General features: G+C 71.7%; 20 protein-coding genes. 5 read left to right on the top strand and 15 right to left on the bottom strand.

Annotation, left to right across the window (positions count from 1 at the left end):
- Window positions 1–7: 7 nt before the first annotated feature.
- From ACIBW9_RS09140 to ACIBW9_RS09130, 3 genes are all read left to right on the top strand, one after another.
- Window positions 8–127, top strand: a complete 120-nt coding sequence (locus ACIBW9_RS09140) for a SapB/AmfS family lanthipeptide (RefSeq protein WP_398952824.1) — start codon at window positions 8–10, stop codon at window positions 125–127.
- Window positions 128–209: 82 nt separating this feature from the next.
- Window positions 210–1,931, top strand: a complete 1,722-nt coding sequence (locus tag ACIBW9_RS09135) for an ABC transporter ATP-binding protein (RefSeq protein WP_398952822.1) — start codon at window positions 210–212, stop codon at window positions 1,929–1,931.
- Window positions 1,928–3,817 carry an ATP-binding cassette domain-containing protein gene (locus tag ACIBW9_RS09130; RefSeq protein ID WP_398952820.1) on the top strand — a complete coding sequence of 630 codons (1,890 nt, stop codon included), beginning with the start codon at window positions 1,928–1,930 and terminating at the stop codon, window positions 3,815–3,817. Before ACIBW9_RS09135 ends, ACIBW9_RS09130 begins: the two co-directional genes overlap by 4 nt.
- Before the next feature lie 25 nt (window positions 3,818–3,842).
- Here the strand turns inward: ACIBW9_RS09130 and ACIBW9_RS09125 are convergent, their stop codons facing one another.
- The gene (locus ACIBW9_RS09125; RefSeq protein ID WP_398952818.1) at window positions 3,843–4,457 is read right to left on the bottom strand and encodes a response regulator transcription factor; all 615 of its coding nucleotides are present in this window, start codon (window positions 4,455–4,457) and stop codon (window positions 3,843–3,845) included.
- A gap of 205 nt (window positions 4,458–4,662) precedes the next feature.
- Here ACIBW9_RS09125 and ACIBW9_RS09120 point away from each other — a divergent pair, with 205 nt between their 5' ends.
- Complete coding sequence (locus tag ACIBW9_RS09120; RefSeq protein ID WP_398952816.1) at window positions 4,663–5,721, top strand: nitrous oxide reductase family maturation protein NosD; 1,059 nt, start codon at window positions 4,663–4,665, stop codon at window positions 5,719–5,721.
- 47 nt (window positions 5,722–5,768) lie between these two features.
- Window positions 5,769–6,797, top strand: a complete 1,029-nt coding sequence (locus ACIBW9_RS09115) for a methyltransferase (RefSeq protein ID WP_398952814.1) — start codon at window positions 5,769–5,771, stop codon at window positions 6,795–6,797.
- Window positions 6,798–6,873: 76 nt separating this feature from the next.
- Here ACIBW9_RS09115 and ACIBW9_RS09110 read toward each other — a convergent pair whose 3' ends face one another.
- From ACIBW9_RS09110 to ACIBW9_RS09045, 14 genes are all read right to left on the bottom strand, one after another.
- On the bottom strand, window positions 6,874–7,206 hold the full coding sequence (locus tag ACIBW9_RS09110; RefSeq protein ID WP_398952812.1) for a TcmI family type II polyketide cyclase: 333 nt from the start codon (window positions 7,204–7,206) through the stop codon (window positions 6,874–6,876).
- A gap of 22 nt (window positions 7,207–7,228) precedes the next feature.
- On the bottom strand, window positions 7,229–7,708 hold the full coding sequence (locus ACIBW9_RS09105) for an SRPBCC family protein (protein ID WP_398952811.1): 480 nt from the start codon (window positions 7,706–7,708) through the stop codon (window positions 7,229–7,231).
- 1 nt (window position 7,709) lies between these two features.
- Complete coding sequence (locus ACIBW9_RS09100; protein ID WP_344398922.1) at window positions 7,710–7,964, bottom strand: acyl carrier protein; 255 nt, start codon at window positions 7,962–7,964, stop codon at window positions 7,710–7,712.
- 30 nt (window positions 7,965–7,994) lie between these two features.
- Complete coding sequence (locus tag ACIBW9_RS09095) at window positions 7,995–9,248, bottom strand: beta-ketoacyl synthase N-terminal-like domain-containing protein (RefSeq protein ID WP_398952808.1); 1,254 nt, start codon at window positions 9,246–9,248, stop codon at window positions 7,995–7,997.
- Window positions 9,245–10,513, bottom strand: coding sequence for a beta-ketoacyl-[acyl-carrier-protein] synthase family protein (locus ACIBW9_RS09090; RefSeq protein WP_398952806.1), 1,269 nt, complete (start codon window positions 10,511–10,513; stop codon window positions 9,245–9,247). The genes ACIBW9_RS09095 and ACIBW9_RS09090 overlap by 4 nt, the downstream gene beginning before the upstream one ends.
- Window positions 10,510–10,917 carry a cupin domain-containing protein gene (locus ACIBW9_RS09085; RefSeq protein ID WP_398952805.1) on the bottom strand — a complete coding sequence of 136 codons (408 nt, stop codon included), beginning with the start codon at window positions 10,915–10,917 and terminating at the stop codon, window positions 10,510–10,512. Before ACIBW9_RS09085 ends, ACIBW9_RS09090 begins: the two co-directional genes overlap by 4 nt.
- 66 nt (window positions 10,918–10,983) lie before the next feature.
- The gene (locus ACIBW9_RS09080) at window positions 10,984–12,126 is read right to left on the bottom strand and encodes a SchA/CurD-like domain-containing protein (RefSeq protein WP_398952803.1); all 1,143 of its coding nucleotides are present in this window, start codon (window positions 12,124–12,126) and stop codon (window positions 10,984–10,986) included.
- 121 nt (window positions 12,127–12,247) lie between these two features.
- Window positions 12,248–12,928: a class F sortase gene (locus ACIBW9_RS09075; RefSeq protein ID WP_398952801.1), complete on the bottom strand. Its 681-nt coding sequence runs from the start codon at window positions 12,926–12,928 to the stop codon at window positions 12,248–12,250.
- 211 nt (window positions 12,929–13,139) lie between these two features.
- Complete coding sequence (locus ACIBW9_RS09070; protein WP_398952799.1) at window positions 13,140–13,673, bottom strand: hypothetical protein; 534 nt, start codon at window positions 13,671–13,673, stop codon at window positions 13,140–13,142.
- Window positions 13,674–13,835: 162 nt separating this feature from the next.
- Window positions 13,836–15,542: an FAD-dependent oxidoreductase gene (locus tag ACIBW9_RS09065; protein WP_398952797.1), complete on the bottom strand. Its 1,707-nt coding sequence runs from the start codon at window positions 15,540–15,542 to the stop codon at window positions 13,836–13,838.
- Window positions 15,543–15,769: 227 nt separating this feature from the next.
- Window positions 15,770–17,032: an MFS transporter gene (locus ACIBW9_RS09060; protein ID WP_398952795.1), complete on the bottom strand. Its 1,263-nt coding sequence runs from the start codon at window positions 17,030–17,032 to the stop codon at window positions 15,770–15,772.
- Between the two features lie 128 nt (window positions 17,033–17,160).
- Entirely contained in the window at window positions 17,161–18,975 is a 1,815-nt protein-coding gene (locus tag ACIBW9_RS09055; RefSeq protein ID WP_398952793.1) for an endo alpha-1,4 polygalactosaminidase, read from the bottom strand.
- Window positions 18,976–19,469: 494 nt separating this feature from the next.
- Entirely contained in the window at window positions 19,470–19,910 is a 441-nt protein-coding gene (locus ACIBW9_RS09050; RefSeq protein ID WP_398952791.1) for a DUF6098 family protein, read from the bottom strand.
- A 108-nt stretch (window positions 19,911–20,018) separates the two neighbouring features.
- Window positions 20,019–20,153, bottom strand: a complete 135-nt coding sequence (locus ACIBW9_RS09045; protein WP_398952789.1) for a hypothetical protein — start codon at window positions 20,151–20,153, stop codon at window positions 20,019–20,021.
- Between the last annotated feature and the right edge of the window lie 15 nt (window positions 20,154–20,168).

The following is a 20,168-nucleotide window of genomic DNA, read 5'->3' as shown; positions in this document are numbered from 1 at the left end:
GGACGTGATGTCGCTCCTCGAATTGCAGGGTCTCATCATCGAGACGGAATCCGGCTACCGCCCGCCGCCGGGCAGCCGGGCAAGCAAGGGCTGCTTCAGCCTGCTCAGCGCGTTGGGCTGCGGCTGACCCGACCACAACGGCGGGGGCACTTCGGGTGTCCCCGCCCCTTTCGCTGGAACCATCCGATGTCCGGAGACGGGAGCGGCCGGTGGACCGACGTGCGGCGGACCGACTGCTGCTGACGGTGGTCCGGCGGGGCGGCACCTGGGGCGGCGTCCTGGCCGCCACTTCTCTTGTGCTCGCCGGGGTCTACCTCGTCCTGCCCGCCCTCATGGGCCGCACCGTCGACGCCGTACTCGGGCGCGGTGACGCCGCCCTGTGGCTGACCCTGTCCGCCCTCGCCGTCACGCTCCTCGTGGTGTGCGACGCCGCGGACGACTATGCGGGCGCCGTCGCCAACTCGCGCTCCACGGCATGGCTGCGGCACACCCTGCTGGGGCACGTCCTCGACATGGGCGCCCGTGCCACCCGCCGCCACACTCCCGGCGATCTGGTGACGCGCCTGGTGAGCAACACCGCCCGGACCGGCAGTGCACCTTCGGGCCTGGTGTGGGCGGTGACCGAAGTGCTGCCGCCGGTCGGGGCGGTGGTGGCCCTGGCCCTGATCGACCCCTGGCTGTGCCTGACGTTCCTCGCCGGGCTGCCGCTGGTCGTCCTGGTGGTGCGCGCCTTCGTCCGTGACGTCTCCGACGTCAACGACCGCTACTTCGCCACCCAGGGCCGTATCGCCGCCCGGCTCGTCGACGCCCTCACCGGCATCCGCTCCATCACCGCCGCCGGGACCACGGCCCGGGAGGCCGAGCGGATCCTGCGGCCGCTGCCGGAGCTGCACCGCCACGGCATGGGGATGTGGCGGGCGTACGCCCGGGTCTCCGCGCGGGACGCGGCGCTCGTCCCCCTGCTGGAGGTGGCCGTGCTGGCGGTGGCCGGCCTGGAACTCGCCCGGGGCCGCATCACACCGGGTCAGACGCTCGCCGCGAGCGAGTACGTGCTGCTCGCCACGGGGGTGAGTTCGCTGGTGGCCTCGGCGCACCGGCTCGCCTTCGCGCGCGCCACGGCGGGGCGGGTCGCCGAGGTGCTGGCGGAACCCGCGGCGGTGTACGGCGACGCGCCACTGCCGGGCGGGGGCGGCGGCCGGCTGGAGTTCCGCCGGGTGACCGTCCGCACGCCGGAGGGCGGCACGGTGCTGGACGAGGTCGACCTGGCCCCGCCGCCCGGCCTGCTGACGGCCGTCGTGGGGCGTTCGGGATCCGGCAAGTCGCTGCTCGCCGCGCTGGCCGGACGGCTGGCCGACCCGGACGAGGGCGAGGTGCTGCTCGACGGGGTGCTTTTGCGTGAGGTGGACCGCGCGGCGCTGCGGCGGGCCGTGGCGTACGGCTTCGACCGGCCGGTGCTGCTGGGCGAGACGTACGCCGACGCGATCGCCTTCGGGGCCCGCGCCCCCGCCCAGGCCGAGGTGCTGGCGGGGGCGATCGCCGCGCACGCCGACGCCTTCCTCCAGACCCTGCCCGACGGGTACGCCACCCGGCCGGCCACCGCCCCGCTGTCCGGCGGGGAGACCCAACGGGTCGGCCTCGCACGCGCGTTCGTCCAGGCCGGCCCGGCCGGCCGGGTCCTGGTGCTCGACGACGTGACGGCCGGCCTCGACACCGTCACCGAGCACCACATCGGCAAGGTGCTCACCGGGTCCGGGCGGTTCGCCCGCCGTACCCGGCTCGTGGTGACCCACCGGGCGTCCACCGCGGCCCGCGCGGACCACGTCGTCTGGCTGGAGGCGGGCCGCGTCCGCGGCCAGGGCACCCACAGGGCGCTCTGGGCGGACCCGGAGTACCGAGCCGTGTTCCGGCCGGCCGACGGGGGGCCGCGATGAACCGGGCGGCCCACGACCTGCTTCGCTCCGCCCTCCGCGCCCGGCGCCCGGAGTTCGCACGGCTCACCGCCTGGTCGCTGGTCCAGGCGGTGCCCACGCTGCTGTCCGGCTGGCTGGTCGCCCGGGCCGTCGACGACGGCTTCCTCGCGGGCCGCAGCGCCGAGGGGCTCGGCTGGCTGGCGCTGCTGGCCTGCACCGTCCTGCTCGGCGCCTGGGGCACCCGGCAGGCGACACTCCGACTCGCCGATGTCATCGAACCGTTCCGCGACGACCTGGTCACCCTCGTCACCACGGGCACGCTGCAGCGCTCCGCCCGCCTCACGGGGCCGGCCGACACGGCGGGCGTCGCGCGGCTGACCGAGCAGGTCGAGATCGCCCGTGAGTCGTACGGGGCGATCGTGATGTTCGTGCAGACCTTCTCGGTCACCGCGGTGAGCGTGCTGCTGGGGCTGGTCGTACTCGATCCCGCCCTCCTGCTGTTCGTGCTGCCGCCCCTCGCGGCCGGGCTCGCGCTGTTCCTGCTGGCCCTGCGCGCGATGGCCGCCCGGCAACGGGCTGTCGTGCTGGCCGACGAGGCCATCGCCGAGCAGGTGGGCGCGGTGGCCGACGGACTGCGGGACGTCACGGCCTGCGGTGCCGAGGACGTCGTACGCGCCCGGGTCGGCGCCCGCATCGACGCGGCGGCGGACGCGGCCCGCGCCCTGGCCCGGCTCACCGCCGTGCGCACCGCCGCCTTGGGCGTTGGCGGCTGGCTCCCGATCGTGCTGATCCTCGCCGGAACCCCCTGGCTGGTCCGCGGCGGCATGACGACCGGCGCCGTCCTGGGCGCCCTGACCTACGTCTCCCAGTCCCTGCAACCGGCCCTACGGGGCTTCGTCCAGGGCCTGGGCGGCAGCGGCCTGTGGCTCCTGGTCACCCTCACCCGAATCCTGGAAGCCTCCACCCCGACGGCAACAGCACCCTCTTCCGGTCCTACCGACACCGAGCAGGGCAACACCCCGCCCACTACCAGCGCTTCAGGCAGCCGCAGCCCCACCGACGCCTCCCCAAGGCCGCTCAGGGCCGCCGGGCTCTCCTCCAGGACCGTGGTGGGCGGGCCCGAAGGGCCGCAGCCCCTCGACGGCCGGGTCGAGTTGTGCGGGGTCACCTTTGGATACGCCCGTTCCGCCGAGCCGGTCGTCCGGGATCTCGACCTTGTCCTCGCGCCTGGCACGCATCTGGCCGTCGTGGGGCCCAGCGGGGCGGGCAAGTCGACGCTGGCCTCCCTGATCGCCGGGGTGCTCGAACCGCGGGCCGGCCTGATCCGGCTGGGGGGTGTGCCGGTGCGGGAGCTGGATCGGGGACGGCTGTCCCGGTGCCGTGTGCTGATCCCGCAGGAGGCCTATGTGTTCGCCGGCACGCTGCGCGAGAATCTCGCCTATCTCGAGCCCGCGGCCACCGGGTCCGAGCTGGACGCGGCGGTCGGTGCCATCGGTGCGCAGGCCCTGGTCCGGCGTCTCGGCGGCTATGGCGCGACCGTGGATCCTGCCGCGCTCTCGGCGGGTGAGCGGCAGCTGATCGCCCTGGTCCGGGCCCTGCTGCCGCCGGCCCGGCTGGTCCTGCTGGACGAGGCCACCTGCCATCTCGACCCGGCGGCGGAGGCGGTCGCCGAACGGGCCTTCGCCGGCCGCCCGGCCACGCTGGTCGTCTGCGCCCACCGGATCAGTTCCGCGCTCCGCGCCGACCTCGTCCTCGTCATGGACGGCTCGCACTGCCGCCTCGGCACGCACGACCGGCTGATGGCCGACTGCGCCCTCTACCGCGACCTGATCGGCCACTGGGACGAGCGAGAGGATGAGGCGCGACCGGCCGGCGCCGGCGAACTCACCCGCCGTAAAGCGATGTGAGCCGGTCGGTCCGCCGTGAACCCGGTTACAGCCAGCCCGACTGCCTGGCGATGCGGATCGCGTCGATGCGGTTGCGTGCACCGGTCTTCCTGGAGACCGCGTTCAGATGGTTGCGGACCGTGCCCACCGACAGCGACAGCCGCTCGGCGATCTCACGCGTCGGAGTGCCGTCCGCCGCCAGCCGCAGCACCTCGAGCTCCCTGGGCGTCAGCGGGCTCCGGGCCGAGGAGAGCGCCAGCAGCGCCAGCTCCGGGTCGATGAACCGCCCGCCCGCCGCCACCTTGCGTACGCCCTCCGTCAGAAAGTTGCTGGGGCTGTTCCTGCCGATGAGTCCCGCGACGGGCTGGGCCAGCGCCTGGCGCAGATATTCGGGCGTGGCCGTACCGGCCACCAGCAGGATCCGGCACTCGGGAAGCCGCTCGCTGAGCTCCTGGGAGGTACCGAGCGCCCCGTCCTCGACGGCATCGCCGTCACAGTCGATGACGACGACATCGGGCCGGTAGGACAGCGCCCGCGTGAGGGCCTGTCCGCACCCCCGTGCCGCTGCGACCACCTCGATGTCCTCCTCACGTGTCAGCAGAGCAGCCAGTGCCCCGCGCACCAGATCGGTCTCCTCGACGAGAAGAACACGGATCAACATCGCTCCCGCCCGGCCCGCAGCGGCCTGCTCACGCGACACGCCCCGGACACTCCGCAGGCGCCGTAGGAAGTATCTCCGGTTATCGCCCTATTTGATGGGCGCCGCCCCGCCCTGGGCCCACGCCGGGCGCAGGCTGCCCGCAGGACACGCCGCCGAATGGCCCATTCGGCAGGTAAACGGTCTATCTGGTCATAGCGTTCGCTACATGAAGAAATACCGCATTACGTACATGATGTGCACCGCCGTGGTGGTCGGGACCGGGCTGGGTGCCGCTCCGCCGGCCGCCCGTCATGCGTTCCATGTGGTCATGCCGGGCCAGTCGATCCAGAAGGCGGTGGACGCCTCGAAGCCCGGAGACACCGTTCTCGTGGCGCCCGGCACGTTCCACGAGAGCATCAAGGTGACCACGCCCGGGCTCACCCTGCGTGGCATGGGGAGAGCCACAGTGATCCAGCCGAGCCGGAAGAAGGCCGCCAACAGCTGTGCCGAGGGCGGCAACGGCATCTGCGTCCTGGGCACGAAGGACCGTGACGTCAAGGGCGTCACCATCGCCTCGCTGACCGTCACGGGCTTTGCCAGGACCGGGGTGTTCGCCATGGCGACCGACGGGCTGACCGTGCGGAACGTGACCACGGCGCGCAACGGCGTGTGGGGCATCGCCCAGGAGCGCTCGGTCCGCTCGCTGATCCAGGACAACAGCGCGCTGAACAACGGCGACGCGGGTGTCTTCCTCGCCAACACGATCAATGAGGAGGCGGGCGCCACGGACACCGGAGGAACACTGATCGACCACAACCGGCTGGAGGGCAACCGGATCGGCCTGACGGTCCGACGCCTGCGCAACCTCACCGTCGCCCGCAACCGCGCGACCGCCAACTGCGTGGCGGTGTTCGTCGTCGGCGACGAGAACAAGCCGAAGGCCGGCGCGCTGACCGTGCGCGACAACCTCCTCGTACGCAACAACAAGTCGTGCCCGAAGACGACACGGCTGGACGCCCTGCAGGGCTCCGGCATCGTCCTGACCGGCGCCGAGGACACCCTGGTGACCCGGAACGTGGTCAGGGACAACGTGGGCAACTCGCCGCTGTCGGGCGGCATCGTCCTGTTCAAGAGCTTTGTGGGCGTCACCAGCGACCGCAACCGGATCACCGACAACGTGGCCGAGGGCAACTCCCCGGCGGACCTCATCAACACCGACCACGGCACGGGCAACACCTTCGAACACAACTCCTGCCGGGCCTCCCAGCCCGCGGGAATGTGCTGACCGCAGGTCATGGCCCGCCTGCGGGCCCAGAAGGAAGGAAGCGGCACATGACGACCGCACAGACAGCCCCACCGCCGTCCATGCGGCTGAGGGAGCTAGCGTTCGCGGCGGCATGTGCCGCCGCCCTCCGGGCGGCCGCCCGGCTGGGAGTCCCCGACGCCCTCGGTGATCACCCCATGACCGCGGAGGACCTGGCGGCCGCCGTGAAGGCCGAGGCCCGGCCGCTACGACGGCTGCTGCGCACCCTTTCCTGCTACGGCGTCTTCGCCGAACTGCCGGACGGGACCTTCGCCCACACCGATGTCTCCCGGCTGCTGCGCGAGGACGATCCGAACAGTCTGCGGGCCATCTCACTGTGGTGCACCGAGCCATGGACCTGGGACGCCTGGCCGAGGCTCGACGAGGCGGTGCGCACCGGGCGCAATGTCATCGAGGACCTGTACGGCAAGGAGTTCTTCCCTTACCTGAACGAGGACGCCCCGGAGTCCGCCGACGTCTTCAACCGGGCGATGACGACGTCCAGCGTGCAGTCGGCGCGGGACGTCGCCGACTTCCTCGACCTTTCCGGGAGTTCGTCGGTCGCCGATCTCGGCGGCGGGCAGGGCCATGTGCTGGCGAGCCTGCTGGACAAGTACCCCTCGCTGCACGGCACTCTGCTCGACCTTCCGCGGGTGGTGGACAACGCACTGCCGAGGCTGCGGCCGGGCGGCGACCTCGCGGACCGCGCCTGCGTGGTGCCAGGCGACGTGAGGGTGTCCGTGCCGGTCGCGGCGGACGTCTACATCATCAAGAACATCCTGGAGTGGGACGACGACAGCACCGCACGGACGCTGCGCAACGTCCGTGCCGCGGGTGGCCCGGGGGCCCGGGTCGTGGTCATCGAGAACCTCGTCGACGACTCGCCCTCGATGCGGTTCAGCACCGCGATGGACCTGCTGCTGCTCCTCAACGTCGGCGGGGCGAAGCACACCACCGACAGCATGGTCGGGCGGCTGACCGAGGCGGGGCTGGTCATCGACGACATCCGCCCGGTCAACCCCTATCTGCACGCCTTCGACTGTCACGTCCCGGGCTGAACGGCGCCCTGAAGACCACCCCGGTCGCCGGGCCCGCAGCGTCGCGGGCCCGGCGACCGGTGAGTTCGCGGCGGGTTCAGCCGGCCGAGTCACGCTCCCAGAGGTAGAAGCGCTGCGCCATGGCGTCCTTCGGGGAGCGCCAGGTCTGGGGGTCGTACGCGCTGACGTACGCGGACAACCGCTCGCTGACGTACCGGAACTCGGGGTGTTCGGTCACCTTGGCGATGGCGGGGCCGGGTTCCCGCTCGGACTCGATGAGGTGCATGTACACGTCGCCGAACTGGAAGAGGCTGCGCCGGACCACCCCGACGAGGTGCGGCAGCTCTCCCCGGTCGGACTCCGCGAACACCTTGGCGATGTCCGGGGCCGAGCCCGGGGCCATGCGGGCGACGATCAGTGCTTGGTGCATGGGGGCTGGTTCTCCGTCCGGTTCAGTCGGTCAGACCCGGGGTGGCACCGCGCTCGGCGGCGACCTTCTCGATGCGGTCCCGGATCAGCCCCATCTGGACCTTGGAGTTCCGGTTGATGTTGTCGGTCATCCAGGCGTCGTCGACCGGTGCTTCCGGTTTCATCGCGAAGTCCTGCGTCCACACCATGCGGGTGCCGCCCGGCACTTCCTCGTACCGCCAGAGGATGTTCATGTGGTCGAAGGGTCCCGTCTCGACCCGGCGGGCCCTGACGGTGAGCGTGTCGCGGTCCGGTTCGCGTTCGGAGACCCAGCTCCACACGGTGCCGTTCTCGTCGGGGTGCATGGTCAGCCGGAAGGTGGTCTTGCGCCCCTCCCGGGCCAGGACTTCGACGGAGGCGTACTCGGTGAACAGCCGCGGCCAGTTCTCCAGGTCGTTGGTCATCTCCCAGACCAGGTCCAGCGGCGCCGCGATGGTGATCTCGTTCTGCGTGTGTCCGGTCATGTCACGCTCCTGTCATGAGGGCACTGTTGACGAGGTCGAGGAACTGCCGGGGGGTCTTGGAGCGTTCGGCGTCGGCCGGCATCGGTGTGCCGTAGCGGTTCTCCAGTTCGCCCACGATGCCCAGCAGGCCCAGCGAGTCGACGCCCAGGGTGTCGAAACCGGGGTTGTGCAGCCCGAGTTCCTCGGGGGTGACGGTGACACCGGCGGACTTCTTCATGAGTTCGGCCAGCTCTTCGACGGTTATTCGGTCGGACATTGCGGTTCTCCTCTACTGCTCCGCGGCACCTCAGGACGAGGCGCCGGTGGCGCCGTGCCGCAGCACCAGCGCCGAGTTCGACCCCATGAGGCCCCGGCTGAGGACCAGCGCCGTGCGCGGCCGGGCGGCACGGCCCCGGCCGGTCACGAGGTCGAGTTCGTGGCAGATGTCGTAGACGTTGGGGGTGGGCGGGATCAGCCCGTGCTCCATCGCGAGCACCGCCGCCGCCACGTCGAGCACCGCCGCCGCGCCGTACCCGCGGCCGATGCCGGTCTTGGGTGCGGTGACGGGCACACGGGTGCCGTGCGCGCCGAGCGCGTCGACGATCGCGAGGGCCTCGGCGCGGTCCGCCTCCGGCACGCCCAGGGCGTCGGCGAAGACGACGTCGATCTCCTCGGGGGCGCAGCCCGCTTCGGCCAGGGCGCCCCGCACGGCATGGGCGAGGCCTTCCCGGGACTGCTCCCAGCGGGAGGCGCCGGTGAAGGTGGCCGCGTGTCCGGCGAGCACCGCCTGCACGCGCGCGCCCCGCGCCAGGGCCGTCTCCTCGTCCTCCACGACGAACATGGCGCCGCCCTCGGCGGGGACGAATCCGCAGGCCGCGGAGGTGAAGGGGCGGTAGGCGCGGGCCGGGTCGGCCTCGGTGCTGAGCTCCGGGTAGCCGAGCTGGCAGACGACGGAGTACGGGGCGAGCGGCGCCTCGGTCGATCCGGCCACGATCACCTCGGTGCCGCGCCGCACCGCCCGCGCCGCGTGTGCGAGGGCGTCCAGGCCGCCGGCCTCGTCGCCGGCGACGACCGAGCAGGGGCCCTTGAACCCGTGGCGGATCGAGATCTGGCCGGTGCTGGCGGCGTAGAACCAGGCGATGGACTGGTAGGGGCCGACGAACCGGCTGCCCTTTCCCCACAGCTGCTGAAGCTCCCGCTGCCCGAACTCGCCGCCGCCGGAACCGGCCGCGGTGACCACGCCGACGGAGAACGGGGAGCCGTCGGTCGCGGGCTTCCCGAGCCGGGCGTCGTCCAGCGCGAGGTCGGCCGCGGCCATGGCGAAGTGGGTGAACCGGTCGGTCTGGACGAGGAAGCGTTCCTCGACGGCGGTGGACGGGTCGAAGTCACGGACCTCGCCCGCCACCCGCAGCGGCAGGTGCGTGCAGCCCTCGCGGGTGACCCGGTCGAGGACGCTGATGCCCTCCTTGACGGACTTCCAGAAGGTTTCGGTGCTTGATCCGTTGGGCGCGACGACGCCGATTCCGGTGATGGCCGCCCGCCGTATGTGCGGTTCGCTCATCGTGTCTTCTCCCTCGGCCGGGTCAGGACCACCGCGGACTGGAAGCCGCCGAACCCGCTGCCCACCGAGAGCACACTGTCCAGTTTCCGCTCGCGTGCGATGCGCGGGACGTAGTCCAGGTCGCACTCGGGGTCCGGGGTCTCGTAGTTGGCGGTCGGCGGTACGACCTGGTGGGCCAGCGCCAGGACGCAGGCGACGAGTTCGATGGCGCCGATCGCGCCGAGGGAGTGGCCCACCATGGACTTGATGGAGCTCATCGGGGTGTCGTAGGCGTGCGGGCCCAGGGCCCGTTTCACCGCCGCGGTCTCGTGGCGGTCGTTCTGCTGGGTGCCGGAGCCGTGCGCGTTCACGTAGTCGATCGCCGTGGGGTCCAGCCGGGCGTGGTCGAGGGCGGCCTCGATGGCCTTCGCCATCTCCACGCCCTCACGGGTCAGTCCGGTCATGTGGTAGGCGTTGCCGAAGGTGGCGTAGCCGGCGAGTTCGCAGTACACGTGCGCGCCGCGGGCCCGGGCGTGGTCGAGTTCCTCCAGGACGAGCACCGCGCCGCCCTCGCCCATGACGAACCCGTCGCGGTCGGCGTCGAAGGGGCGCGAGGCGTGCGCGGGGTCGTCGTTGTTCGGGGACGTGGCCTTGATCGCGTCGAAGCAGGCCATGGTGATCGGGGAGATCGGCGAGTCCGAGGCGCCTGCGATGCAGACGTCGGCGCGGCCCTCCTCGACGGTGTGGAAGGCGTATCCGACGGCGTCGAGCCCCGAGGTGCAGCCCGTGGAGACGGTCTGCACCGGGCCGCGCGCCCCGAACCGCTCGGCCACCGTGGAGGCCAGGGTGCTGGGCGCGAACGCGCGGTGCAGATACGGGCCGGCCTGTTGCGGGTCCACGTCCCAGCGCTGCCCGTGACGGCTGACCAGTACGTAGTCGTGCTCCAGCCGGGTGGTGCCGCCGACCGCGGTGCCCAGCGAGACCCCCGTCCGCCAGGGGTTCTCCCGCTCGGGCTCGAGGCCGGCGTCGCGTATCGCCTCCGCCGCGGCGGCCAGGGCGAACTGTATGTAGCGGTCGCACCGTGCGGTCTGCTCCGCGTCGAGGCCGTGCGCCGCCGGGTCGAAGTCGCACTCGGCGGCTATCCGGGAGCGCAGGCCCGCCGGGTCGAAGAAGGTGATGCCCCGCGTCGCCGTCCGCCCGGCGGCCAGGAGGTCCCAGAACGCCGGTATGCCGGTGCCGCCGGGTGCGACGACGCCTATGCCGGTGACCGCCACCCGGCGTGTCATGACGGGACCTCCGCGGCGTCGCTCTCCTCGGTGTCGACGTGGCCGAGCGGCGGGCTCGGGGCCAGCGGGCCGAGGTGGAAGACGATGCGGGCCTCGACGTTGCCCACGTTGCGGAAGCGGTGCCGCATGTGCATGGGGATCATGAGGCCCTGTTCGGGCCGCAGCGGCTGGGGGACGCCGTCGAGGTCCACCTCCAGGTCCCCGCACACGACGTACACGAACTCCTCGGAGTACGGGTGGTAGTGCTCCCCGATGCGCTCGCCGGGCTGCACGATGGCGACGCCCATGAAACCGCTGGTGGCGCCGACCGTGGCGGGCGTGAGCATGGCGCGCAGGTCGCCTCCGCGCCGACGGTTGGGCTCGACCTCGCTGAGATCCACGATTCTGGGACGGGATGTGATCACGGCGTTCCTCCGATCAGGTCCTGCATCGACGTGGGGCGGTGGCCGCCACGGCCGGCTGAGGGCGGCTCAGGCCTCGGGCGAGCGACGGTCGGTGACGAGGTCCATGCGGGCGAGCCCGATGCAGCGTTCGAGTTCGCCGTGCCGGGGCGCGGACGCGTCGATGCGGAAGGTCGTCAGCTCGGCCAGCTGACCGGGGTCCTGGAGGCCGAGGACGAGAGCAGGGTCGGCGGCCGCCAGTCCGCCGCGTACGTCGATCAGCCGTACGACGACGTCGTCGCGCTGGAAGATGGTGCTGCGCAGGATCGGGCTGCGCGGGTCGTCCGCCGCGCTCTCGTCCTGCCGGGCCAGCGCCTCGGCCAGGCGCATGCCGCAGCCGGGCCGGACCGGATAGGACAGGGCGTGCCGCTCCTCCTGCGGGTCCTGCTGCGCCAGCGTCACATGGTGGACGGCGGGCAGCGCGGCCCGGGTGAAGAAGACACGGGCGGACTCGGGGTCGTCGAGGTCCCGGTCCTGCTCCAGGTACGGGTTGATGGCCTCCTCGACGGCGCGCACCTCGGGCTGCCGGGCGACATGGCGCAGTGCGGCGAGCAGGTCACCGCGCACCTCGATGGCCCGTACCACCCGGTTGCCGTGCAGGAACAGCGAGGTGCGGCACAGCCGGGTGGAGTCGTCGACCTTCGGCTCGGGGGAGGCGTAGTCGGCGAGGATCTTCGCCACCTTTTCCTCGCTGCCCGGTGTGACGGTGAAGGTGAGGGCGTGCCGGATCAGGCCGTCGCCGATCCTGGGCGCCGCCTGGAGCCGGCGCTTGCCGTGCTCGGCGTCGGGGGCCGGGCTGCCGGTCTCGCGGACGATGTGGAAGCGCAGCGACCTGGTGTCGCGGACACAGCTGTGCAGCGGCTCCACCATCCGCACGTGTTCCTCGCTGTTGACCCAGGCGAGGAACGGCGGGGCGCTCTCCCACTCGCTGGTGATGAGCCACTGCGAGGGGTTCTCGATGGACTGGCACAGCTGGTCGCTGACATGTCCGGGGACGGAGGCGACCTGGTTGCACAGGAGCTCGTACGCCTCCAGGAACTGCTGCTGGGCTCCGTCGTAGACGTCCACCAGCAGGACGACCCGGAGTCTGGAGCCGTCGAACACGGACTGGGAGACCCGGGGCGACACCTGTCGGGCCGGCGGACCGGAAACACGTTCGGACGTGGTCGTCATCCTGCGCACATCTCCTTCGCGGGGCGGAAGCGACGTCGGCCGCGTTCGGCGGCGTCGGCGTTCCTCGATCGTGTGCCCGTGGCCCGCAGCGCGCGACTCGTATGGCCTACGCGGGTGATGCTCAGACGAGGTGGGCGAAGACCACCAGGTTGTCCGTGTAGTCCATGACCGACCGGTCGTAGTTGCCCGCGCAGGTGATCAGCCGCACCTGGGCCTGGGGGGTGTCGTCGTACACGCGGTCGCTGGGGAAGTCGTCCTTCTCGAAGGTCTCCACGCTGTCGACCCGGAAGGTCGCCGTGCGCCCGTCGGCGCGCTGGACGTAGAAGACGTCGCCCTTGGTCAGCTGGCCGAGGTTGGCGAAGACGGCCGCGGACGTCTTGGTGTCGACGTGCCCGGCGATGACCGCGGTCCCCGTCTCTCCGGGGGAGGCTCCCTTGGTGTGCCAGCCGACGAGGTTGGTGTCGTTGGCGGGGGGAGGCTGCAGCTGTCCGTTGGGGCCGAGGGACAGGCCCGTGAAGGGGGCGTCGACCCAGATCTTGGGGATCCGCAGGCGCACGGGCCGCGACCGGGGCAGGTGCTTGCCCACCGGCTGCCCGGGGGACATCGTCGCCGCGGCGGAGTGCCGGACGGACGCGGCGGACTGCGAGTGGGAGGCGTCAGTCGAGGTGTCCTGGCCGCTGATCATGCTCGCTGCGAGCACCAGGCAGGCGGCGGCGCAGATCATCATCACGCCCGCGCGCGGCATTCCAGGTTCGGTGGGCGCCGGTTGGTCGTCGGAGGGGGGAGAGGGAGGAACTGCCATGGGAGAGCACCTCATTCGGGCACGACGGCGGGGGCGCTGAGCAGGCCGGGCGCGACGCTGCGGTGCGGCAGCGCCCTGAAGGGGCGCGGGGCCGCAGACAGTCGACGGCCCGCGCGGCCCTTCCAGCGCGGCCCCCAGCGGAGCGCTACGCCGCGGCCGCCGCACGGGGCTCGGGTGACGGCCGCGGCTGCGCTATGGCACCGGGCACGGGTCAGGCCGCGCCCACGGCCGACTTCTTGCGGCGCGCCGCATACAGCCCGGTGGCGACAACCCCCAGCACGGCCAGCCCGCCCGCGGTCGCGGTCGGCGCCGCGAGCGCCCCGCCGCCGGTGTGCATGCCGCCGTGGGGCTTCTCGTGGTCGCCGCCGCCCCAGGAGTCACTGCCGCGGCCGCCGCCGTCCTCGTCACGGCCCCCGCGGTCGTGATCGCTGCCCCACGAGTCGTCCCGGTAGGAGTCCGGGTCCGTCTTGGGGTCCCGCGAGCCGCCCCAGCCGTCGTCGTTCACCGCGGTCAGCGCACCACCACCGGCGTGCACGCCACCGCGCGGCTCCTCGTGCCTGGACTCCCTGCCGTGCTCCTTCCCGTGTTCCTTGCCGTGCTCCTTGCCGTGTTCCTTCCCGTGCTCCTTGCCGTGCGAAGAACCGTCGTGATTCCCGTCGCCACCACTTGCGAACGCGCCGGGTGCCCCGATGGCGAGGACGGCGGAAGCCGCCGCTGTGGCCAGAAAAATGCGAGCAGAACGCATAGGAACGTCCTTCCGCCAAGGCCCGGCAGCTGGTACGTCATCAGCTGACTTGACCGGACCCCGACGTGAACCACCGTCAGTCAGTCGTCACCTCACCACCAGTCGGGACGATCACCTGGGTGACAGGACCAAGGGGTGAGACAGGGGTTCCACCGCGAGTGATCAGGTCAGGGACAGCACGGTTCTCAGGACCTTCCGCAGTACCGGTTCGGCGGCCTCCTCCGGGCCGGGCGACCGCCATGCGACGAACCCGTCGGGCCGCACGAGCACGGCTCCCCCGGCCGTGATGCCATGCCGCTCCGTCCACTCGGCACCCCCTTCCGGTACGAGTTCGGCCCCGGGTCCGCTGCCCACGCGATACGCCCGGATGGGCACCGACAGCTCCTCGGCGAGGCGGCCGGCGGCCCGGTGCCATCCGCTCGGGTCGCCGGCGTCGCTGAGCAGGACCAGGGACCGTTCGTAGAGGTCGAGGGTGGAGATCCGTTCGGCTCCGTGCCGCACCCACAGATGGGGCGCCCTGCTGCCGGGCTCGCCGGTCAGCTCCAGGTTCTCCGGAACGACCGCGGCCGCCGGGCCGGTGCCGACGACGGCGCCCTGCCGGTAGCGGTAGCCGAGGGCGACGTTGAGGATGCCGCGCCGGGGTCCGCCGCCGGCGTCGGGCGGCGGGGTGAACCCGGGGTGGCTGTGCTCGGCCGACCGGTCGGCGGCCCGGGCGCTGGTCGCCTCCGCCACCGGGCGGCGCTCGGCGTCGTAGGAGTCCAGCAGGCCCTCCCCGGCCCAGCCGCCGAGCACCGCTGCCAGCTTCCAGGCGAGGTTGTGCGCGTCCTGGATGCCGGTGTTGGACCCGAAGGCCCCGGTGGGCGACATCTCGTGGGCCGAGTCCCCGGCCAGGAAGACCCGCCCTGAGCGGTAGCTGCGGGCGACGCGCTGGGCGGCGTGCCAGGGGGCGCGGCCGGTGATCTCCACGTCGAGGTCCGGGACGCCGACCGCGCGGCGGATGTGCTCGATGCACCGCTGGTCGGTGAACTCCTCCAGCGTTTCGCCGTGTTCGGGGTGCCAGGGGGCGTGGAAGACCCAGTGCTCGCGGTTGTCCACCGGGAGCAGGGCGCCGTCGGCGTCCGGGGCGGTGAGGTAGCAGACGATGAAACGGCGGTCGCCGACGACGTCCGCGAGGCGGCGGGAGCGGAAGGTGATGCTGACGTTGTGGAACAGGTCGCCGGGGCCGCTGTGGCCGATGCCGAGCTGCTCGCGGACGGGGCTGCGGGGGCCGTCCGCGGCGACGAGGTAGTCCGCGCGGACGGTGGTGTGCTCGCCCGTCTCCCGGCTCTTGACCACCGCGGTGACACCGGTGGGGTCGCTCTCGAACGACATCAGTTCGGTGGCGAAGCGCAGGTCGCCGCCGAGCGCCCGGGCCTGTTCGAGCAGGACCGGCTCCAGGTCGTTCTGGCTGCACAGACACCAGGCGCCGGGGCTGAAGCGGGCCACTCCGCCGCCGGGGTCGATCTCCCGGAACAGCCACTCCCCCGCGTCGCCGACCAGGGTGGGGGTCTGCAGGATGCCGTGGTTGTCGGCCAGGGTGGCGGCGGCCTCATGGATCGCCGGCTCGATTCCCGCGACCCGGAACAGTTCCATGGTGCGGATGTTGTTGCCGCGGCCGCGCGGGTGGATGGAGGTGCCGGTGTGACGCTCCACCAGCAGATGGCGCACGCCCAGCCGCCCGAGGAACAACGAGGTCGACAGGCCGACCAGGGAGCCCCCGACGATCAGCACCGGGACCCTGTGGGTGTGCCCTCCGGCCAGATCGGCTCGTTCGTTCTTCACTCTCGCCTCCCGCGCATGGAGCCCCGCCGTCCGGCCGGGGATCCTCATGCATGCCCCGGGAGACGGACGTCACCTCAGGCTTGGCCCGGCTGTCACCCGGTGGGCAGGCCAACGGGTGCGGAAGGCGGGGAGTGAGTACGACGAGCGGCGATCGGGCAAGGACGACACGCCGGATCGGGCCGATGACCGATGGCTCGAACGAGCGAATTGTGTGGTGAGCGCTGCAGGTGAGCCCGCACATGATCCACCGGGTGTTCGGCCGGGCTGCTCTTCCCCTAGGGGGTCTCGGCCGTTGCGGTGGTCGGGACGTGCGTACCGGTGCTGCCGAACCGGATGCCCTTGGCCTCCTTGCCGACGGCGCTCAGGACGATCACCACCGCCAGGGCGGGCACCACGGTCCACGACAGCGCCGCCGGATAGCCGTGCCGCTCGGCGATGGCCTCCTGGATGGGGAGGTTGAGGGCGGCGATCAGGTTCCCCAACTGGTAGGTGACACCCGGGTAGAAGCCCCGGACGGCGTCCGGGCTCATCTCGGTCAGATGTGCGGGAATGACACCCCAGGCGCCCTGTACGCACACCTGCATCAGGAAGGAGGAGAGCATCAGCCAGCCCACGGCGGTGGACAGCACGAAGAAGGGCACCACGGCCAGGCCCGCGGCGGCCGCGACCATGATGGTGCGACGGCGGCCCAGCCTCTCGGAGTAGGCGCCGAGCACCATGCCTCCGATGATGGCGCCGATGTTGTAGACCACGGCGATGGCGATCGCGGTGTCCGGGGACAGGCCGAGGCCCTTCTTGACGAAGGTCGGATAGACGTCCTGGGTGCCGTGCGACATCCAGTTGAAAGCGGTCATGAGCGCGACCAGATAGACGAAGCGCTGGAGCACCGCCGGGTTCTTGAACACCTGGTGGGCGGGGGTGCGGTTGAGCGCCACGCTCTTCTCCCACACCTCGCTCTCCTCCACCCGGGTACGCACCCACAGGGCGACCAGGGCGGGCACCAGGCTGAAGGCGAACAACCCCCGCCAGCCGAAGGCGGGTTCGATGCCGAAGAACGCCACGGCGGCGAGCAGATACCCCAGTGAGTAACCGCTCTGCAGCAGCCCCGACCAGAAACCGCGCCGCTCGGCCGGGATCTTCTCCATGGCCAGCGCCGCGCCCAGGCCCCACTCGCCGCCCATGCCGATGCCGTAGAGCAGACGCAGCACCAGCAGCACGGCGTAGTTGGGCGCGAAGGCGCAGGCGAACCCGACGACCGAGTAGAAGCAGACGTCGACCATCAGCGGGAGCCGTCGGCCCTTGCGGTCCGCCCACATGCCGAAGAGCAGGGCACCCACCGGACGCATCACCAGGGTGGCGGTGGTGAGGAAGGCCATGTCGGTGAGGGAGACATGGAAGTCGTCGGCGATCTCGCTGTAGACGAGGACCACCAGGAAGTAGTCGAAGGCGTCCATCGCCCAGCCCAGGTAGGCGGCGACAAAAGCATTGCGCTGATCCTTGGTGAAACCCGATGCCTGCTCGCGGACGGTCTTCAGCATGCCTGCCCTTCCCACGGCTTCGCAGGTGAGGCTAGGTCCGGGTGGCGCAGCGGGCAACGCAAGCACAGGCAAAGCGCAAACCACAATTCCCCAAAAGCGCCAGGCAGTTCACAGGGGACCGCCGGGCGTCAGCAGGTCTGGTGTACGTAGCCGCTGTCACCCTTGGGCACGACCGACGCGTCACGGCGGACGATGCTCAGGGTGCCGCCCCAGTCGGTGCACGCTTTCGCCATGCCCTTCGCCGTGTACTCGACCACCAGCACGTTGTTGCCGTATGCCTCTGCGAACTCTCCGCATTCGTTCCACTCGGCGCACTCCTCGGCCACGGCGAAGTCCAGGCCCACGGACGCACGGTCGGACAGCAGCTCGGCGGCGTTCTTCTGGGCGATGGCCAGGCCCTTGTCATGGGCGTGGGCGGACAGCAGCTTCATCAGGGCCTCGGCCTGGCCGGCCCTGAGGTACTTCGGGAAGCGCGTGAAGACGTCGTAGTTGTCGGGCTCCACGGCCTTGTACCCCTTGGCCGCGCACTCGTCGATCCAGCTGTTCAGCTTGGCGGCGATCCGTTGCCGTTTGGCGGCCGTGCGGATGTCCAGGATCGCCTCACCCCAGTCCTTGTCGTAGAGGACGTCGGCCTTGGCGTCGCGCAGCAGCAGGTCGGAGTCCCAGTCGCGCTCCTCGTCCTTCTGTGCCTGGAAGGCGTTGATGTTGCAGATGTTGTAGACACCCGGCGCGGGCTCGCTGTCGTGGTCACGGCTCACGACCCGAGCACCGGCCGCCAGGGGGTACGCACCGCCGATCTGGTAGTCCCACTGCACATGCTTCGGCGGCAGCGTCACCGTTGCGGCTCCAGGCGAGGCGGACGCGGATCCGGTCGGCGACGGGGAGGCGTCGTCGTGGTGCGATCCGAATCTCACCGCGGCAATCACTCCGGTGAGCGCCAGGGCAGCGGCGATGCCGAGGAGGACGCGCCGCCGCCGGGGCCCGTGGCCGGTCCGGGTTCCGACCGCTTCCGTCCTGCCCGCGTCCGCGGCCGGGCCCGGAGCGAAGGGGTGGGTGTGGGAGGTCCGGCGGTCGGCTTCCGCGGAGCCGGGCACTGCGGGTGCGACCGGCACGCCGGAGGCAACTGCCGGCCGGTCGGAATCCGGCAACTCCCGGAACATACGGCGGAGTTCGTCGAGGTCCGGCCGGGCGGCCGGGTTCTTGTCCAGGCAGCGCTCGGCGATGCTCCGGAGCGGTTCGGCGACGCCGTCGAGGTTCGGCGCCTCGTACATCACCTGATAGCCCGTCAAGTACGGGCTGCTGCCGACGAACGGGCGGTTGCCGGTGGCCGCGTACACCAGCACCGAGCCCAGCGAGAAGACGTCCGAGGCCCCGGTGACCTCGCGCGGCGCGGCGAACTGCTCCGGAGACATGAAGGGCGGGGTGCCGATCAGCCGACCGGTCATGGTGAGGGCCTCGTTGTCGACGGCGTACGAGATGCCGAAGTCGATGACGCGGGGGCCGTCCTCGGCCATCAGGACGTTGCTCGGCTTCAGATCGCGGTGCACCATGCCCACCCGGTGGATGTCCCGCAAGGCCTCGACCAGCCCCAGCGCCAGCACGCGCAACGCGCGTCCGCGCAGCGGTCCGTCCTTGGCCACGGTGTCCGACAGCGTGCGGCCAGGGACGTAGAGCGTCGCCATCCACGGCTGTTCGGCGTCCGGATCGGCGTCCACCACCGGCGCGGTGAACGCGCCGCTCACCCGGCGGGCCGCCGCGACCTCCTGCCGGAAGCGCGTCCGGAACTCCTCGTCCTGCGCGTAGGGCGCGTGCACGACCTTGACCGCGACCTGCCGTCCCGACTCCGAACGCCCCAGATAGACGATCCCCATGCCGCCGCTACCGAGCCGGTCGACCAGCGCGTAGCCGCCGATGGACTCCGGATCGCCGAGGCTCAGCGACATCGCGGGTCACCTTTCCCCTGTGCCGTGCTTCGAAAAGCTGTTCACCTGCATTCGAAGATCAGACTAGTACTGAGACGTGTGAGTCCGGTGCGCAACCTCGATGCAGGGGAGCAGCGACCTCGCGATCCGCCGCGGAAGCGCGCCAGGGCTCCTGGAATGCTGGACGAACTACGGCCGGACATCGTGTCCCGGCAGGACACATGGCATCGCAAGGCGCCGGCCAGGCCGAGGAGTTGGCCGCGCGGCTCGCTCTGCACGCGGACTTCGGCCGAAGTCGCCCACCGCAGCCGCCACCCGCCACGGACGCCGTCGAGTTCGGCCCGGGGCCGGGAACGCCGGGCGGCGCCGCGGTCGGCTTACCAGTCGGGACAGGCCGTCACCACATGGCCCCTGCCCGTCATCATCGCCGCCCGGCTCAGCTCGCCTCGGCGATGCCTGAGCGTGCAGCCGCCCGGGACGGCCCGGGGCACGTCTTCACCACCCGGCCCCCTCGGTCAGCCCTCGACGGCGCTGCCCCGGTTCAACGGACCCCAGGAGCCCTGCTGCCGTATGACGATCGTGTCGGCCTCGGTGATCACCTGCGGACTGATCCATCCCAGCGGGCGCACATCCGTCACCAGCGGCTCGTTGTCGGGCCCGCGACCGGCCTCCTTGGCCGCCAGCACCCAGGGGCGGATACGGGCGCCCTTGACCCGCGGCAGGTGGGAGTAGTCGTACAGGCGGCGGGCGACCCAGATGTGCGTCGGCCGATCGCCCCACCAGTCCTCGATGTCGAGCGGGTTCGCGGACAGCCCGGGCAGCGGCACGCCGGTGAGGTCGTCCGTGCTGGACGAGGCGGCCAGGTCCGCCTCGGGCCCCACTGACCAGCGGATGTACAGTCCCCGCTGGACAGCGACCAGAGCGGCCAGCTCGTGCAGGGACGAGAACGTGGACATTCCAGAGCGGCCGGTTGCCGGCGAGGGATGTGCCATGCCGACCAAGTGCCCCGTACGGGATGGTTCACCCGTATTGCCCGGTCACTCTGGAACACCAAGTCACACGGGTCACGCTGCCACGGTCAGCGCGGTGGCCGTCGCGATCGCCGTGTCGGCGCGGGCATGGATGACCAGTCGGATGTCGTCCTCCGCGTCGGCCCCGGCGGCCAGGAGGCGTCGTACGGGGGCGCTGCGCGTGGCCACGGACATCACCAGATC

The organism is Streptomyces sp. NPDC049541, from assembly GCF_044465725.1.
Lineage (GTDB): Bacteria > Actinomycetota > Actinomycetes > Streptomycetales > Streptomycetaceae > Streptomyces.
This window is presented reverse-complemented; position numbering and strand designations above follow the sequence as displayed.